Origin of the sequence: Corynebacterium sp. MSK044 (assembly GCF_030232825.1) — a bacterium.
Classification (GTDB): domain Bacteria; phylum Actinomycetota; class Actinomycetes; order Mycobacteriales; family Mycobacteriaceae; genus Corynebacterium.
In genome coordinates, this window is sequence record NZ_JASPJJ010000002.1 from 210,672 (window position 1) to 227,507 (window position 16,836).

The window sequence follows — 16,836 nt, forward strand, 5'->3', positions numbered from 1 at the left end:
ATGAGCACTACCACTGTGCTTTGTAGTCCACGCCCAAAAGCTTTCAACCCTGTCACTGCAAAACCTTTACTCAATCCGAAACCTATAACCAGCTCAATGCCAGACGATGAATAGCTAACAACATACTCGCTATGCTGCAAAAACTCGACTCCAATGCACAAAGCACGAGGAGGTAGCGCAAGCGCTATCTCCTAGCTGTTCAACTCGTGGCTAAGTGCCTCGAGTTCAGCACCGCCCGACATTTCGCGCGTGAGCTCGTCTAGGGTGACGTGGTCGCGGGAGGCGTCGAGCTCCTGGCGGCCGAGCTTCAGAATCATGAAATGGTCGCCCACCAGATAGGCATGGTGTGGGTTGTGGGTCACCAGAACGACCGCGACGCCACGGTCACGGGCTGCAGCAATGAACTTCAGCACCACGCCGGACTGCTTCACGCCGAGTGCCGCGGTGGGCTCATCAAGCACGATGACCCGGGCACCGAAGTAGACAGCGCGGGCGATGGCGACGACTTGCCGCTGGCCACCAGACAGGTTGCCGGCCTCCACATTCACATCGGGGATGTCAATGCCCATCTCCAGAAGCTGCTCGGAGCAGATGCGCTTCATCTCCTCCTGCTTCAGCGTGCCGAGCACACCGGTCAGTTCCTGACCTAAGAAGAAGTTCCGCCACACGCTCAGCTCATCAACAATGGCGAGGTTTTGGTACACCGTGGCAATACCCGCATCCAGGGCGTCGCGGGGGGATGTGAAGGTGACAGGGGAGCCGTCGATAAGCACTTGCCCACTCGTTGGGGCGTGCAAACCCGCAAGAATCTTGATGAGCGTCGATTTGCCCGCGCCATTATCGCCGAGCACACAGGTGACTTCGCCCGCGTTGATGGTGAGGTCCACTCCGCGCAAGGCGTCGAAGGTGCCGTATGACTTGGTGATGTCACGCAACTCAATGATGGACATGGCCTACCGCCCCTTCGTGATGTTGGCGAATGAAGTGTTGGTGAGCACCGCGAACAAAAGCATCGCACCGAGGAAGAACTTGAACCAGTCAGGATTCCAGCCCGCGTAGACAATGCCCTGGTTGGTCATACCGAAGATGAGCGCACCGATCATCGTGCCGATCGCCGTGCCGCGGCCGCCCTTCATCGCGCAACCACCGATGACAGCGGCGATGATGTACAAGAATTCATTGCCCACGCCTTGGCCCGCCTGAATCGAATCGAAGGCGAACAGCGTGTGCATGCCCACAAACCATGCAGCGAAGCCGACAGTCATGAACAGCACAATTTTAACCAGGCGGACGGGAACACCCACAGCACGCGCGGCATCTTCATCGCCACCGACGGCGGTGATCCAGTTACCGAATTTCGTGCGGAAAAGCACGAACGACGCAATCGCGACGAACAGCAACCACCAGATCACCGTGACGCTGATACGAACGTTGCCGATGTGGAAGCTGCCAGCGAAGAAGGTGTGTGCGGAGGCGAAGCCCTCCATATCCGCGATGGATGGTGTGGCCACCTGGCCGGTGACGAGCTTGGTCACGGCGAGGTTGAGGCCCTGCAGCATGAGAAATGCGGCGAGCGTGATGAGGAAGCTGTCAATGCCGGTGCGCGTGACAAGAATGCCGTTGAGTGCACCAATAGCCAGCGCGATGATGAGCGCGAGGCCCGCACCCACCCACGAGTTCAAATGCAGGTTGTAATTGAGCATCGATGCCGCCAGCGCCGCGGTGGTCACCGCAACACCAGAAGACAAGTCGAACGCCCCGCCGATCATGAGCAACCCCACGGCGAGTGCCACGATGCCGAGCGTAGAGCTGGCATACAGAATCGTGGCCATCGCCTCAAACGAACGAAACGCCGGGGCGACCGCCAGGAAGAGGCTCAAGATCACCAGGAAACCGAGCAGACTAGCTAGTTCCGGGCGACGGATCAGTTTGGCGAGGCCGGTGTGGGTACGTAGCCGATCGTCCGAGTTACTCTCAGTCGATTCGTCTGTGATTGTCTGACTCATCGAAGGCCTGCCTTGGCGGCCTCAGCAATCTTCTCCACATTGTCTTTGTCAACGAAGCTCGGGCCCGTGTATACCGGCTGGCCACCACCGAAGGTGCCGCCGTTGCGCTTAGCAACCCAGAGAGAATCCACTGCGAGGTATCCCTGCAGATACGGCTGCTGGTCCACAGCCCACGCCACGCGACCATCCGCAATGGCGTCCACCAGCTCAGCGTTCGTATCAAACGTAACCACCTGCGCCTTGGAACCAGACTGCTTCACAGCCTCCGTTGCACGCATTGCCACTGGGGCCTGCAGCGCAAAAACGGTATCGAAGGACTTGTCCTGGGACAGCTTGGAGTTAATCGTGGACTGCACCGAGGTCAGGTCCTGACCATTGACGTAGAGGAGCTCAACCTCGCCTTGGAGGCCTTCCTTCACACCAGCACAACGCGCTTCCTGGGAGGAGTTACCCTGCTCATGGATCACGCAAAGAACCTTGGACTTGCCCTCTTCCTTCAGGCGCTCACCCGCTGCCGTGCCGGCCACCGTTTCGTCCTGGCCGAAAAAGCCGGTGATCCCGTACTTGTCATACTCCTTCATGCCAGAGTTCAATCCCACAACCGGGATGCCTGCCTCCGTAGCGAGCTTCGCGGCAGGACCGATAGCCTCCGCATTCGGCAGCGTCACCGCGATGCCGTCCACGTTCGAGTCCACCGCGGAACGAACCAGGTTCGCCTGGTTCGGCGCTTGCGGGTCAGAGGAGTAACGCAGCTCGATGTTGTCCTTCTTCGCTGCATCCTCCGCACCCTTGCGCACGAGGTCCCAGTACGTATCACCCGGGGCACCATGAGTAACCATTGACACGACGTAGCGCGGGGTGTCTACCCCACCGCCACCCGTGCCGCCAGCCTCACCCTCACGCTGAGCCCCACCTGTGGAAGAGCAACCCGCAAGAGTGAGACCCACCGCGGCCGCCACTGCCGCGACTTTGTACAGCTTAGAGAAACTTTTCATTCACCCAGTGTGCCCCGTCACAGCGGAAAACCCGGCATCCCAATCGTTCTTTACCGATTAAGTAGCCGGGCATTGGGCCTTAGTTGAGGTCGGATAATCCTGGGCCTACGGGCTGCTTGTCCAACAGCGGTGTCAGTTCAGCCATGGCTTCCTTCATGTCCTCAACATCCTGGGAGTCGCCTTGCGAGTGGCGGAACATGTACGTGGTTGCCGCAGCGTTGCCGAAACTCGTTGAGCAGAAGAACTGGCGCAGGTCTGCCTCCGGGTGCTTGGCGCACGCGAAGGAGCGGTCCCCCACCGTGAACTCGAACTCATCCCACGGCAGTACTGCCTCCCCGTCACGCTTCTGCTGTTCTTGGTAGCTTTCCATGTGCAGCTTGCGCTCGTCTTGGGCAGCCTTCTTGGGGTCACTCGGGCATGGATCCTGCCCCAGCTCTTCGTCGTAGTACGAAACGCCGACGGAGAATTGCTCCGGGCCGTTTTGGTAGTAGTGATTCCACCCCTCATCCATCACCGTGCTGTAGTCCGGGTCATACGGCAACCCCACGAGCTCATTCGGCATTTCGTCCAGGAGTGCCTTGATGCTCACTTCAGTGGCACAGGCACCGGGATCTGCTTGGTCTTGGGCGTCGCTTGTGTCAGCATCGCTTCGCACGGCGCTGTTCTGTGTGGTGTTTGGTTCTCCTTCGCCGTTTTCAGCGTTCCCTGAACAGCCAGCCACTGTCAGCGCCGTTGCCGCTAGTACCGTCGCAATCGTTTTGGCCTTGCGCATTCGCTCCACTTCCCTCGCAATGTCTCGTCGTCTCAGTCGTACCAGGTGCCGGAATAATCGTGTGCCCGCAAGGCTACACGCGGTGCTCTTTTGCGGCCGGAGTTTTTCATGCTCATCTGCCTGCCGCTATAAGTGACACTGTTGCTTTCTTTTCGTTCCCCTAAAAAGGTTCAATCACCTTAAGGGAGCTGCAAGGCATGTCCACGTCGGATTGGGTGCTCGCGGTTGACTCCTCTGACCAGATTTCACCGGCCTCCAAGCGACTCATCGACCAAGACAGAGTGCCCATGAATCGCTACGAAATCGAGACCGTGGACAGAGTCTCCGCTGTGTACCGCGACGTGATCGCCGGCATCTGGTGGGACTAGTGGCTAGGAGCGGTGTCTAGGACTCCGCGAGACGCTTGAGCTCAACCTCGGGATCGAATTCAGCCTTGGGCCATTCCAGGTTGAGGTCGCGCAGGGCTTGGACGAAGAGAGTCTTCACCACCGTGCGGCAGTAGGCCTTGTTATCGGAGGGGATGCAGTACCACGGGGCAACATCGGTGGATGTGCGCTTGAGCGCAATCTCATATGCTTCTTGGAATTCGTCCCAGAGCCTGCGATCGTCGATATCGCCCGGGTTGTACTTCCAGTGCTTGTCCGGGCGTTCGATGCGCTTGCGCAGGTTCTCCCCCTGGAATTCCTTGGAGATGTGCGGCATGACTTTGATGATCTTCGTGCCGTTGGCAGCGGCTTTCGCCTCAAAGTCAACGATGGCACCGTAGCGGCGCTCAATTCCCTCCGGCGGAGCCATCTGCTTCACACGCTGCACCAACACGTCCTCATAGTGAGAACGGTCGAAAACGCTGATCATGCCGGGCTTGGGCAGGTGCGGCTCAATACGCCAGAGAAAGTCGTGCTTGAGCTCTTCCTCCGTTGGTTTGCCAAAGGCCTTGATGTGTACGCCTTGCGGGTCCATCGTCTCACCCACAACGTTGCGGATGATCCCGCCCTTGCCAGCAGTATCCATGCCCTGCAGGACAAGGAGAATGGAACCGGCGTTCTCATTGCCCGCACGACCATTGGCGTACAGGCATTCCTGGAGTTCATCCAGCTCATCGTCGAATTCATCAAAAGCATCATCGACGTTGTCTTCGCTCACGCCTGGGGTTGACGCCGGATCGACGTCCGCGAGCACAAAGTCCGAGCCAACGCGGAGTTCTTCTGCTTCTTTGATAGATACCTTTGCCATGATGAGCTACTCCTAGTGTTCCCTAGTCCTGCTCTTGCACAGGGGTTTCTTGAACGGATTCGGTAGTCGTTTCGGCCACTTTAGGTGCTTCTACTTCGGCGCCGGGCCCTGCCAACGCATCGGTGGCGTCTTCCTCGGCGAAGCCGATCAGGCCGGTCTCCCCAGTGATGATGTCGGGGGCGTCAGCGGAGTTTGCCTGGATGATGTCATCGAGTACCGCGTGAATGTATGGCGAGGCCTTGTCGCCGGCGTATTCCACGGACATCTCCATTGCGTTAGAGATCACGATGGAGGGTTCCACAGCGGGGTTGTAGAGAATCTCCCACGTAGAGACACGCAAAATGGCGCGGTCAACGGCAGGTAGGCGGTTGAGCTCCCAATCCTCAGAGAGGAAGCGTGCAATCGCATCATCAATCTCGTCGAGGCTTTCAGCGGCACCGGAGATGATCTCACGGGTGTAATCAGCAACAGGGGCCACAGCATTGGCAGGGTCTTCGGCCAGTTTGATGCGGTCCTCCACGATGGCCACCGGGTCCACATCGCGGGTCTCAGCTTCGAAGAGGATATCTACAGCGCGACGGCGTGCACGGTAACGCGCACCATGACGTTTGTAATCAGGCATGTTTTTCAGAAAGGAAGAAAAGTTGGGTGAAGCGGGCCCAGCTTGAGCCCGCTTCATTGGAAGAAACTAGAACTAGTGCCTAGTTGTTCACGCGAGACAGGTACTCACCCGTGCGGGTGTCCACCTTGACTACGTTGCCAGTTTCCAGGAACAGCGGAACCTGGATCTCAGCACCGGTCTCCAGCTTGGCCGGCTTGGTGCCGCCGGTGGAGCGGTCACCTTGCAGGCCCGGATCGGTGTGCTCAATGGTCAGATCCACGGAGATCGGCAGCTCAGCGAACAGTGCCTCACCCTCATGGAAGGAAACCTGCACGCGCATGTTCTCCAGGAGGAAGCGAGCAGCGTCGCCGAACTTATCCTCCGGCAGCTCGTACTGCTCATAGGTCTTGTCATCCATGACCACGTAGTTCTGGCCATCGTTGTACAGGTAGGTCATGTCGCGACGGTCAACCGTTGCGGTTTCCACCTTGACGCCTGCGTTCCAGGTCTTGTCCACGGTCTTGCCGGAGACAACGTCCTTCAGCTTCGTACGCACGAAAGCAGGGCCCTTGCCCGGCTTCACGTGCTGGAACTCGACGATCTGCTGGAGCTTGCCGTCAACCTTGAGCACAAGGCCGTTCTTGAAATCAGCGGTGGTTGCCACGAAATAATCTCCCTTGAAGTAGATCTGGCTCTTTTAAAACAAGCCCATGCTACACCACTGATCAGCACATGCTTAAGGCAGCGTGGCCCGTTAGAGGACAGTGAGTTCCTTCGGGAATGTGGTGATCACGCGTGGAGCACCACCGGTAATCACCACTGTGTCCTCGATGCGCACTCCCCCATGACCTGGCACGTAGATGCCTGGCTCAATGGTCAGGGTCATGTTCTCTTCGAGTGAACCCTTCGCGCGCGTGGACGCGGCAGGACCTTCGTGCACATCCAGGCCAATACCGTGTCCGGTGGAGTGAACAAAGTATTCGCCATAACCAGCTTGCTCAATGATGTCGCGGGACGCCTTGTCCACCTCAACCAACGCGCGCCCAGCTGTGGCTGCGCGGACACCTGCCTTTTGGGCTTCAAGCACTGTCTCGTAGATCTCCCGCGCGAAGTCTGAAACATGCCCAATGATGAAGGTGCGCGTCATATCCGAGTTGAAGCCACGGTAATGGGCACCAAAGTCAATGGTGACAATGTCCCCACTCTCAATCACTCGCTCACCTGCCCCATGGTGTGGCAACGCCGAGTTCGGGCCAGACGCCACGATGGTGTCAAAGCTCGGGCGCTCCGCCCCCAGCAGGCGCATGCGGTATTCAAGGTCAGCTGCCACGTCACGCTCCGTGCGTCCGGCACGCAGTTCTCCTGCCTCGATCAGGCCCGTCAGCGCATCCGTACCAATCTGTGCTGCCTCTTCCAGCCGGGCCAGCTCATAGCGGTCCTTGCGCAGCCGGATCTGCTCAATCGCCCCATCGACGGGAACGAGGGTCACACCATCCGGGCATGCCTTCTTCATGGCTTCGAGTTCAGCCACGGTAGTGCGCGCTGCATCAAAGCCCACACGCCAGCCTTCCGGCACAGTGGCAAGCAGAGCTTCTGCCCCATTGCGCACGATCACGGCCTCAATGTCTTTGACTTCATCGGCGATCTGCGTGGTGTAGCGGCCATCCGTGGCAATGGCGGCGGAAAGATCCTTGTTCACCAGCAAAGCTCCCGCAGAACCAGTGAAGCCAGACAGGTAGCGCACATTGGTCGGATGAGTGACTAAGAAAGAGTCAATGCGTTTGCCCGCTAGTTGTGCGGACAAGGTGCGCCGGCGGGTGAGGAAACGGGAATCAGCGAAGCTCATCAGGACCTCCTCAAGAAGTACTCAAGCGCGAGCTCATAACCCTCAACACCCAGGCCAGCGATCACGCCAATGGCAATAGGAGTCAAGTACGAGTGGTGGCGGAACTCCTCACGCGCGTGCACGTTAGAAATGTGCACTTCAATGAAGCCGGCGCCATCGCTTATTTCTGCCAACGCATCCCGCAAAGCAACGGAGGTGTGGGTAAAGCCACCGGGGTTGATAATCACGGCGGCGCCATTGTCGGCAGCCTCATGCACTACGTCGATAAGCTCGCCCTCGTGATTGGACTGGCGGAAGATGAGCTCCACCTTGTCACCGGCGAGCGCGCACAGGCGCTGCTCCACATCCGCCAGTGTCGTCGCGCCGTAGATCTCCGGCTGGCGCTTTCCCAACCGGTTCAGGTTTGGCCCGTTGAGCACATAAACCTTCACGTCACCCTCCTTGTTTACTGCGTTGGTCGCGTGAGCTCAGTGTACGCCTGACGCATCTCCTCGATCGTCGCATCTTCCAGGCGAGATGTCTTGCCAATGCCTTCAAGCACAACGAAGCGGATGCGCCCGTCACGATTCTTCTTGTCGTGCGTCATGCCTTCGTACAACTCGTCGAAAGCAGCCGGGTCGTAGGTCACCGGCAGCCCCACGCTGGTCAGGATGTCGCGGTGGAGGGCAACCACAGAATCGCTAATAAGCCCCCTATTCTTTGCCAGCAACGCGACGAACATCATGCCCACAGCGACGGCATTGCCGTGACGCCAGCGGTAATCCTCGCGCTTCTCCAGCGCGTGGCCGAGCGTGTGCCCATAGTTGAGGATTTCGCGTAGGGACGACTCCTTCAGGTCCTCACTCACCACTCGGGCTTTCACCGCCACGGAACGCTCAATGAGCTCCGCGATCTTGTTCTTCGGCACATCATCGCCCTGCTGATAGATATCCAGGATCACGGGGTCGGCGATGAAACCGGTCTTGATGATCTCGGCGGAGCCGGCAACGAATTCTTCGTGCGCGAGGGTGTCCAGGCGGTCCAAGTCAATGAAAACGGAATCCGGCTCATGGAAGGCACCGACGAGGTTCTTCCCGGCATCCGTGTTGATGCCGGTCTTGCCACCGACTGCGGCATCGACCATGGCAAGCAGCGTCGTAGGAACCTGAATGACCTTGATTCCACGCATCCACGTTGCGGCGGCGAAACCAGCAAGATCTGTTGTCGCACCGCCACCAAGACCCAGCACGACGTCCTGGCGGGAGAAATTCTTCTCACCGAAGAGATCCCACAGGCCACTCAGCACAGGCAAAGACTTCCCGTCTTCCGCATCCGGGATTTCCGCTAGGGTGACCTCCACGCCCTTCGCCGTAATGAGCTCACGCAGCCGCTCCGCGATGGGGGTCAGTGGCCCCTGGTGAATGATCGCCGCTTGGCGCGCACCTGTGTCCGCTACGCGCGTAGCAATTTTCTCATCCAGACCCGCACCAATGTGCACGTCATACGGGTTCGGGCCAGTGACACTGATAACCGCCATGGTGAAATGCTTTCTGTGCTGCTTGCTGGTTGCTACTGGTTTTGTACTGCTTGATTATTGCTGTCCGTGGTTGAGCGTGGCTTAGCCGGATTCAATGAGGTTGAGAATCTCCGCCACGAGGCGTTGCGGGGGACGTGAATCGGTGCGCACGCGGTGCATGGCTACCTCACGGTAGAACGGCTCACGTGCTTCCAGCAGCGCACGGTAATGCGCCACCGGATCCTCGGCGTTGAGTACCGGGCGGGAGTCATTGCCGGACGTCCGGCGCACGCCTTCCTCCACGGATACATCAATCCACACCACGGTGTGCGCTTGGAGGAGCTTGCGGGTTGACTCGGTGACCACTGCCCCACCACCCAGGCTCACCACGCCACCAGATGCCAGGGATTGCGCGACGTAATCAGCTTCGACTTCGCGGAAGCGTTCCTCACCGAGCTCCGAGTAGACCTCGCCGGTGGGTTTGCCTTCGCCTTTAGCAATGAGCTCATCTGAATCCACCAGTGGCAGATTCATCGCACGCGCAAGGCGACGGCCGATGGTGGATTTGCCGGCACCGGGCGGGCCAACAAGAACAACGCGGGGGGATCCGTGCACGACCTGCTCCCCCAGGGTCTCCACCGGCTCTTGCGGTGTGGCTGGACGACGCGGCCCAGGTTTTGGCACAGGGAACCCCGGGCTAGTCATCGCTGTTTCCTTCGAAAGCGAGGCGCTCCGCAACGTACTGCTTGTACGCCTCCACGTTGCGCTTTGTTTCCTCGATGCTGTCACCACCGAATTTCTCCAGCACAGCGCGTGCCAGCACGAGTGCCACCATCGCTTCCGCAACCACACCGGCAGCCGGCACAGCGCACACGTCCGAGCGTTGGTGAATCGCGGTTGCAGGATCGCCGGAGGACATATCCACGGTCTTGAGCGCGCGTGGGACAGTGGAAATCGGCTTCATCGCAGCACGCACACGCAGGGCTTCTCCATTGGTCATGCCGCCTTCGAGGCCACCGGCACGGTTGGTCTCACGGCGCACGCCATCACCATCACGCACCATCTCATCGTGGGCTTCACTGCCACGACGTCGTGCTTCTTCAAAGCCATCGCCGACCTCAACGCCCTTGATTGCCTGGATGCCCATAAGGGCTGCAGCCAGCTGCGCATCAAGACGGGCATCACCAGACACGTGGGAACCCAAGCCGATCGGCAGGCCCTCCACGATGACTTCAACGATGCCGCCGAGAGTGTCACCCTGCTTCTTCGCCGCCTCAATCTCAGTGATCATGGACGCCTCGGCCTCGATGCCGAACGCGCGGACCGGGGAGGCGTCGATACGCTCAATGTCCTCGAATTTCGGAAGCGGTCCGGTATACGGCTCGGACGCACCGATGGAGATGACGTGCGAGAGAACCTCAACACCGAGGACCTCACGCAGGAAGGAACGCGCGATCGTTGCGGCCGCCACGCGCGAGGCAGTTTCGCGTGCCGACGACCTCTCCAACACCGGACGCGCCGCATCAAAGCCGTACTTGATCATGCCGGCGAAATCGGCGTGACCTGGACGCGGGCGAGTCAGTGACGCACCACGACCAGAGCTCATGGCCTTAGCCACCTCTGGGTCTTCCATGTCCAACTCATGCGGGGACATGATGGTGGTCCACTTCGGCCACTCCGTATTGCCAATCATCACGGCAATCGGGCTACCAATCGTCTTCCCGTGAATCACACCGGAGAGAACCGTGAGCTCGTCCTGCTCAAACTTCATGCGCGCACCACGACCATAGCCAAGGCGGCGGCGAGCAAGCTGGTGGCCGATCTCCTCAGTGGAGACAGTGACCCCGGCTGGCATATTCTCAACCATCGCGATAAGCGCCTGACCGTGGGATTCACCTGCAGTAGTCCATCGAAGCATGGAGGCATTGTCTCACATTGGCCACACAGTCTCACGTAAGGGCGCACGCAATGACCACCAGCCAGGCTGCAGTGAGCATCGACGGACCATGCGCCATGCCGGATTGTCGGGCAACAAGGAGGACGCATACCGTGATCATGCTGCTCAACAGCATCGCCCCTAACACACCCATCACGCCACCTGAAAGCGCGACGGCAACCCCAAGTGGCACAGCGAGTTTGATGTCACCGCCACCGATACCAGGTCTATTCACGGGCGTGGCCAGCGCTGTGACCAGATACATTCCGGGCCATAGCATCCCCCACCACCCGGTGGGATACACGAAGCACGCCACTACAGCTGCGGCTGCTGCGGGAAGAGTGAGCGCATTGGGCAGACGTTGCTCGCGCACATCCCACACAACAAGTGTCACCGTCCACGCGAGCGCTAGGAGCACTGCCAGAACCAGCGCTACTGGATGCGCGGCATTGGTATTTCCCCCAAACATGTTGATCCACCCCCCCAGATCACGTTGTGGGGCTTAAGCCTACATGCGATTCTGTCGCGTCACACCGGTCGGCGATACCCAGCCGACGTGACGGAACAATGCCTCTCGCATCTCTTCCCGTGGGGCGTCCACACCCGTGAACTGTTCAAACTGTGAATACGCCTGGCATGCCAACATGACCAACCCGCCCACTGTCATGTGCCCGTTGGAGGCAGCACACGTGGCCAGCGGTGTCGGCCAGGGGTCATAAATCACATCGAGGACTGGCGCGTGGCCAAGCTCAGCGAAGCGTGTTTCCAGAACCTTTGCTGGCACCGTGGAGATGATTGCGTCAACGCTCAATGCCAGATCCCGAAGATCACGCTCGAAATTGATGAAGTCCGCTTCCACGCCGGTGTTCTCCAGCAGCGGGGCAAGTTCTTCGGAGCGGTCGGAGCGGTTGAGAACCGTGACTTTATCCACGCCACGTTGGGTGAGCGCCCACAGTGCCGGGCGGGCGGTGCCGCCACTGCCGATGAGCAGCACGTGGCCGAGCTTCTTCTCCGGCCCCACGAGTTCGTTCAGTGCACCGGAGATGCCTTCGCAGTCCGTATTATCAGCACGCCAGAAGGTCTTTCCATCGCGAGTCTCGCGCACCAAGGTGTTGGCCGAGCCAATCGCGCGGGCACGATCGGTGACTTCATCCGCAAATTCCAGCGCTGCGAACTTGCCGGGCATGGTGACAGAAAAGCCACGGTAGCTCTCATCGGCATTGCCAACGATGTCTGGCAGCTGCTCAGCTGTGCACTCAATACGCTCATACTCCCAGCCATCAAGGCCAGCCGCCTCATAGCCGGCTGAGTGCAGCACCGGTGACAGTGAGTGCGCGATCGGGCTGCCCAGCACCGCCGCGCGGTGATTGATCACGGTCATGCCAGCAAGCTCCTTGTCTAGCGCTGGGAATCCAGAATCCCGGATTCGTACGCCCGCTGGACTGCTTCCTGGTGCTCCTCGAAGGTGTTGGTGAACAGCGTGGTGCCGTCCTTGTCAATGGTGACGAAGAAGAGCCATTCACCCTCAGCAGGGTTCTCCATCGCACGGATCGCTTCCTCCGAAGGCGAAGCAATCGGCGTATCAGGCAGACCATCCTTGGCGTAGGTATTCCACGGGGTCTCACGCTGGCGGTCCGAATCGCCGGTAGCCACCTCAACGGACTCAAGGTCGTAGTTCACGGTGGAATCAAACTCCAGGCGCATGGGTGCGTCAAGGCGGTTCAAGATCACACGGGCCACCTTGTCAAACTCCCCTGCCGGCGCTTCACGCTCCACAAGGGATGCTGCAATAAGAAGCTCATACGGACTCACGCCAATGGCCTGTGCACGGCCGACGATGTCGGTGGCGTTGTACTTCTTCGCCGAACGCGTAATCAGATCAGTCAAAATCGCCTTCGCATCAGCATTCGGGTTGACCACGTACTCACCCGGGGCAATCAAACCCTCAAGGCGCTTAGGGTCACCCTCGCGTGCGCTAACGGGGCCCAGTGCCCATTCCGGCACACCAAGCTCAGACGGATCCGTCTGGGCCGCGACGTCCTGCAGTTCATCAACGTGAATGCAGCCCTCGGCCTTGCCATCCTCACCACACGTCACGCGGGAAATGCTAGAGAAGATGCCAAAGCGAACGTCGCCGCCGACCACGCGGACGTCGTTAAGCGTCTGCCCACCTGGAATCTTCAACATCTCAATTTGAGTGGCCGGATCCAGCAGCGCAGCAACCGCGGACTTCGCGCTCATTTTCTTCTGCAGGCGGTAAAAGCCAGGCTGGATATTATCCGCATCCGGGTTGGACGCTAAAGCAGACTGGAATGCCTGGTTCGACCGCACAACCTCCAGCTCCTCCAGTGTCGGGCCTAGCGCGGTCAGGTTGGAGCCCTCCGGGATCTCAACAATCTGCTCCTGACCGTTACCGTCACCGCTAAAATCCGCCCCCGAGGAGGTCGAACGGGCAACGCCGATGTACACCACTGCTCCGAGGATCAGAAGAATGGACACGATGAGTACCGCGACACCGCGGGTGCGGCCTTGCGAGGTTTGTGCCGTGCTCACGATTAGATCTCCTTGGGGTTATTCAACTGAACAGGGGTCAGCGGTCGTTGGGTGCTGGTCCTGCTGCGTGGCTAGCGCGTTGGCGCGGCCATCAAGCCAGGATTGCAGAATGGCCACCGCAGCTGCTTGGTCAATCACCGCGCGGCCTGCCTTCTCCGATACACCGGAGGAACGCAAGGCATGGGTTGCAGCGACCGTGGTCAAACGTTCATCTGCGTAGCGCACTGGAACATCACTGCGGCGGGAGATACGGAACCCGATCTCCTTGGCATGCTTCACACTCGCAGAGCCGTTGCCCTTGAGGTCCCGCGGAAGCCCCACGACAACCTCAACGGCCTCATACTCCTCAATGATCTCCAGCAGCCGCTCAATATCCTCACCATCACGGTCTTTGAAACCGGTCACGCGAGGCACAGTTTCCACGGGCGTGGCTAGAAGCCCATCGCGGTCAGAGGAAGCCACGCCGATACGCACGGTGCCCACATCAATGCCGATGCGGCGACCAACCCCGGGATCATCAACCCCAGGCGTATCAGGATGTACCTTCATTTACTCGCGTGAACCTCAACTGTGTGTCGGATGTGTGGCACCTGCGCGTGTGCCTTCACCCACGGTAGTTGGTGAAGGCACTGTCACAGACCCGTTGTAGGGCGTGTCACGTAATCATTTCGTGACCTTGGAAGCACTCTAGCTTAAAACCGGTTAGAGCCGGCTGAGCTCCTCGCGCACAGCGTTGAAACCGGCATCAATGCCAGCAGCATCCGACCCGGAACCCTGTGCCAGGTCCGGCTTGCCGCCGCCCTTGCCGCCGATGTAGCCACCGAAAAGACCAACGTAAGCACCGGACTTGATGCCCTTATCCACGGCCGCCGGGGTTGCTGCCACTGCGAACGGGACCTTGCCGCCGTTGTCGGAAGCCAGGACGATGACAGCTGCGGTCTCACCGAAGCGGCCACGCAGATCCTGCGCCATGGTGCGCAAGTCCCCGCCGCCAACACCATCCGGAAGCTTGACACCCAAGAACTTCACGTCACCGATGGTCTCCGCGTTGTTAATCAACTCACCGGTCTGGTTGGCCAGCTGCTGCTTGTGCAGGTTCTCAATTTCCTTCTCAGCAGCACGCAGGCGCTCAGTCAGTGCAGCAATGCGCTCCGGCAGCTGATCGGACGGGGCCTTCATCTCCCCTGCCAATGCGTTGGCAATGGCGGCTTCCTTGGAAAAGTAGGAGAAGGAATCCATGCCCGAGTACGCCTCAATACGGCGCGCACCGGAGCCAACGGAGGATTCACCCAGCACTGCCACCGGACCGATCTGGGAGGAGTGCTCCACGTGAGTACCACCACACAGCTCGATGGAGAACGGACCACCGATTTCCACCACGCGCACCTGGTCACCGTAGTTCTCGCCGAACAGTGCCAACGCTCCCATCTCCTTAGCCTGCGCCAAAGAGGTTTCAAAGGTATTGACGGCAAAGTCCGCGTCCACTGCCTGGTTGGCAATGAGGGAGATCTCCTCCAACTGCGCCGGGCTGAGCTGCTCGGTGTAATTGAAGTCAAAGCGCAGGTAGCCCGGCTTGTTCATGGAACCAGCCTGGACAGCTGTGGGGCCCAGCACCTGACGCAGAGCAGCGTGGATCAGGTGGGTAGCGGTGTGCGCTTGGCGTGCGCCGTGGCGCCACTTCGGATCTACCTCCGTACGCACAACCTGCCCCACATCCAAGCCACCGTTTTCCACGGTTGCCTTGTGCACCCAGAGCTTCTTATTACCCACCTTCTGCACGTCGTGGACCGTCAGAATGGTGTCACCGATGACAATGCGGCCACGGTCAGCCAGCTGTCCGCCGCCCTCGGCGTACATCGGGGTGACATCCAGAATGACCTCAACCTCATCGCCCTGGGCAACCTCGCCGACCTTCTCGCCACCACGGACGAGGCCAAGGACCTTTGACTCGTGCTCGAGTTCTTCAAAGCCAACGAACTCGGTCGGGTGCGCATCAACCCACTCGCGGTAGAGGGACTCGTCGATGTTGCCGGTCTTCTTCGCCTTGCTATCGGCCTTCGCGCGGTTACGCTGCTCCTCCATCGCGGCATGGAAGGCATCCATGTCCACGTCCAGACCAGCCTCAGCTGCCATCTCCAGGGTGAGGTCGATGGGGAAACCATAGGTGTCGTGCAGCTCAAAGGCCTGCTCGCCGGACAGAACCGCAGCACCGGATTCTTTCACGTGTGCAGCTGCTTCGTCGAAGCGGTGGGTGCCGGACTCCAGGGTTTTCAGGAAGGTCTTCTCTTCCGCCACGGCCACGCGCAGGATGCGCTCGCGGTTGTCCGCAATCTCCGGGAAGGAAGGAGTCATAGTGTCCATGATCGTGTTTATGAACTGCTCAATGGTGTGGCTCTGTGCACCCAGCAGACGCGCGGAACGAATGATGCGACGCAGCAGGCGGCGCAGGATGTAACCACGGCCCTCGTTGGACGGGGTCACACCATCAAGAATGATCATCATCGCGGTACGGGAGTGGTCAGCGATGACACGGAAGCGGACGTCCGATTCCTGGTTCGCACCGTACTTCGTTCCGGTGAGTTTCTCCGCGGTGGCGATCACCGGGGCGAGCAAGTCAGTCTCGTAGACGTTGTCCACGCCCTGCAGGATGCAAGCCAGGCGCTCAATGCCCAAGCCGGTATCAATGTTCTTGTTCGGCAGCTCGCCGAGAATATCAAAGCCACCCTTCTTATCGCCTTCACCGCGGATGGACTCCATGAACACGAGGTTCCAAATCTCCATGTAGCGGTTGTCATCAGCGATCGGGCCGCCCTCTTTACCGTGCTCAGGGCCACGGTCGTAGTAAATCTCGGAGCACGGACCACACGGGCCCGGCACACCCATGGACCAGAAGTTGTCCTCCATGCCCAGGCGCTGAATACGCTCAGCCGGCACACCGATCTTCTTCTCCCAGATCTCCGCTGCCTCATCGTCCTCAGTGAACACAGTCACCCACAGGCGCTCCGGATCGAGTGCGAAGCCACCCTTGTCCAGTGGCTTCGTCAGCAGCTCCCACGCCAGCGTGATAGCGCCTTCCTTGAAGTACTGGCCGAAGGAGAAGTTACCGGCCATCTGGAAGAAGGTGTTGTGGCGGGTGGTAATACCCACTTCCTCAATATCCAGGGTGCGCACGCACTTCTGGATGGAGGTTGCGGTTCCGCTTTCAAAAGGCGGATTCTGCTGGCCCAGGAAGTACGGCTTGAAGGGCACCATACCGGCGTTCACAAACAGCAACGTCGGGTCGTCCAGAATCAACGATGCGCTGGGGACGGGCACGTGGCCCGCATCGACGAAGTGCTGTGTGAACCGGTCGCGGATCTCATGAGTTTGCACGAAAGAATCCTTACAAGATGCAATGAA

18 protein-coding genes are annotated in these 16,836 nt (G+C 59.5%); 1 reads left to right on the forward strand and 17 read right to left on the reverse strand.

Going from position 1 to position 16,836, the window contains the following annotated elements; genetic code table 11:
* Positions 1–191 precede the first annotated feature (191 nt).
* The 4 genes from QP994_RS02545 to QP994_RS02560 form a co-directional block, all read right to left on the reverse strand.
* Complete coding sequence (locus QP994_RS02545) at positions 192–950, reverse strand: ATP-binding cassette domain-containing protein (protein WP_284865261.1); 759 nt, start codon at positions 948–950, stop codon at positions 192–194.
* 3 nt (positions 951–953) lie between these two features.
* On the reverse strand, positions 954–2,006 hold the full coding sequence (locus tag QP994_RS02550; protein ID WP_284865262.1) for an ABC transporter permease: 1,053 nt from the start codon (positions 2,004–2,006) through the stop codon (positions 954–956).
* On the reverse strand, positions 2,003–3,001 hold the full coding sequence (locus tag QP994_RS02555; RefSeq protein ID WP_284865263.1) for a substrate-binding domain-containing protein: 999 nt from the start codon (positions 2,999–3,001) through the stop codon (positions 2,003–2,005). Before QP994_RS02555 ends, QP994_RS02550 begins: the two co-directional genes overlap by 4 nt.
* Positions 3,002–3,080: 79 nt before the next feature.
* Positions 3,081–3,773 carry a hypothetical protein gene (locus QP994_RS02560; RefSeq protein ID WP_284865264.1) on the reverse strand — a complete coding sequence of 231 codons (693 nt, stop codon included), beginning with the start codon at positions 3,771–3,773 and terminating at the stop codon, positions 3,081–3,083.
* A 197-nt stretch (positions 3,774–3,970) separates the two neighbouring features.
* Here QP994_RS02560 and QP994_RS02565 point away from each other — a divergent pair, with 197 nt between their 5' ends.
* Positions 3,971–4,141: a hypothetical protein gene (locus tag QP994_RS02565; RefSeq protein WP_284865265.1), complete on the forward strand. Its 171-nt coding sequence runs from the start codon at positions 3,971–3,973 to the stop codon at positions 4,139–4,141.
* Positions 4,142–4,157: 16 nt separating this feature from the next.
* Here QP994_RS02565 and QP994_RS02570 read toward each other — a convergent pair whose 3' ends face one another.
* The 13 genes from QP994_RS02570 to alaS all read right to left on the reverse strand — a co-directional run bounded on the left by QP994_RS02570 (position 4,158) and on the right by alaS (position 16,809).
* A complete protein-coding gene (locus QP994_RS02570; protein ID WP_284865266.1) occupies positions 4,158–5,006 on the reverse strand; it encodes a PPK2 family polyphosphate kinase in 849 nt (282 codons plus the stop codon).
* Positions 5,007–5,028: 22 nt separating this feature from the next.
* Positions 5,029–5,628 (reverse strand): transcription antitermination factor NusB, encoded by a 600-nt coding sequence (gene nusB, locus QP994_RS02575; RefSeq protein WP_284855626.1) that lies wholly within the window; start codon positions 5,626–5,628, stop codon positions 5,029–5,031.
* Between the two features lie 79 nt (positions 5,629–5,707).
* Positions 5,708–6,271, reverse strand: a complete 564-nt coding sequence (efp, locus tag QP994_RS02580; RefSeq protein ID WP_284855627.1) for an elongation factor P — start codon at positions 6,269–6,271, stop codon at positions 5,708–5,710.
* A 90-nt stretch (positions 6,272–6,361) separates the two neighbouring features.
* Entirely contained in the window at positions 6,362–7,453 is a 1,092-nt protein-coding gene (locus QP994_RS02585; RefSeq protein WP_284865267.1) for a M24 family metallopeptidase, read from the reverse strand.
* Complete coding sequence (gene aroQ / locus QP994_RS02590) at positions 7,453–7,884, reverse strand: type II 3-dehydroquinate dehydratase (protein WP_284865268.1); 432 nt, start codon at positions 7,882–7,884, stop codon at positions 7,453–7,455. Before aroQ ends, QP994_RS02585 begins: the two co-directional genes overlap by 1 nt.
* Positions 7,885–7,898: 14 nt before the next feature.
* Positions 7,899–8,969, reverse strand: a complete 1,071-nt coding sequence (gene aroB, locus QP994_RS02595) for a 3-dehydroquinate synthase (RefSeq protein WP_284865269.1) — start codon at positions 8,967–8,969, stop codon at positions 7,899–7,901.
* Positions 8,970–9,050: 81 nt separating this feature from the next.
* Positions 9,051–9,653: a shikimate kinase gene (locus QP994_RS02600; protein ID WP_284855631.1), complete on the reverse strand. Its 603-nt coding sequence runs from the start codon at positions 9,651–9,653 to the stop codon at positions 9,051–9,053.
* Positions 9,646–10,866 (reverse strand): chorismate synthase, encoded by a 1,221-nt coding sequence (gene aroC, locus QP994_RS02605; protein WP_284865270.1) that lies wholly within the window; start codon positions 10,864–10,866, stop codon positions 9,646–9,648. Before aroC ends, QP994_RS02600 begins: the two co-directional genes overlap by 8 nt.
* Positions 10,867–10,897: 31 nt before the next feature.
* Positions 10,898–11,353, reverse strand: a complete 456-nt coding sequence (locus QP994_RS02610; protein WP_284865271.1) for a prepilin peptidase — start codon at positions 11,351–11,353, stop codon at positions 10,898–10,900.
* 39 nt (positions 11,354–11,392) lie between these two features.
* Positions 11,393–12,265 (reverse strand): shikimate dehydrogenase, encoded by an 873-nt coding sequence (locus tag QP994_RS02615; protein WP_284855635.1) that lies wholly within the window; start codon positions 12,263–12,265, stop codon positions 11,393–11,395.
* A 17-nt stretch (positions 12,266–12,282) separates the two neighbouring features.
* A complete protein-coding gene (gene mltG, locus QP994_RS02620; protein WP_284855637.1) occupies positions 12,283–13,437 on the reverse strand; it encodes an endolytic transglycosylase MltG in 1,155 nt (384 codons plus the stop codon).
* Between the two features lie 18 nt (positions 13,438–13,455).
* Complete coding sequence (ruvX, locus tag QP994_RS02625; RefSeq protein ID WP_284855638.1) at positions 13,456–13,986, reverse strand: Holliday junction resolvase RuvX; 531 nt, start codon at positions 13,984–13,986, stop codon at positions 13,456–13,458.
* A gap of 153 nt (positions 13,987–14,139) precedes the next feature.
* Positions 14,140–16,809 carry an alanine--tRNA ligase gene (alaS, locus tag QP994_RS02630; RefSeq protein ID WP_284855640.1) on the reverse strand — a complete coding sequence of 890 codons (2,670 nt, stop codon included), beginning with the start codon at positions 16,807–16,809 and terminating at the stop codon, positions 14,140–14,142.
* Positions 16,810–16,836: the final 27 nt, after the last annotated feature.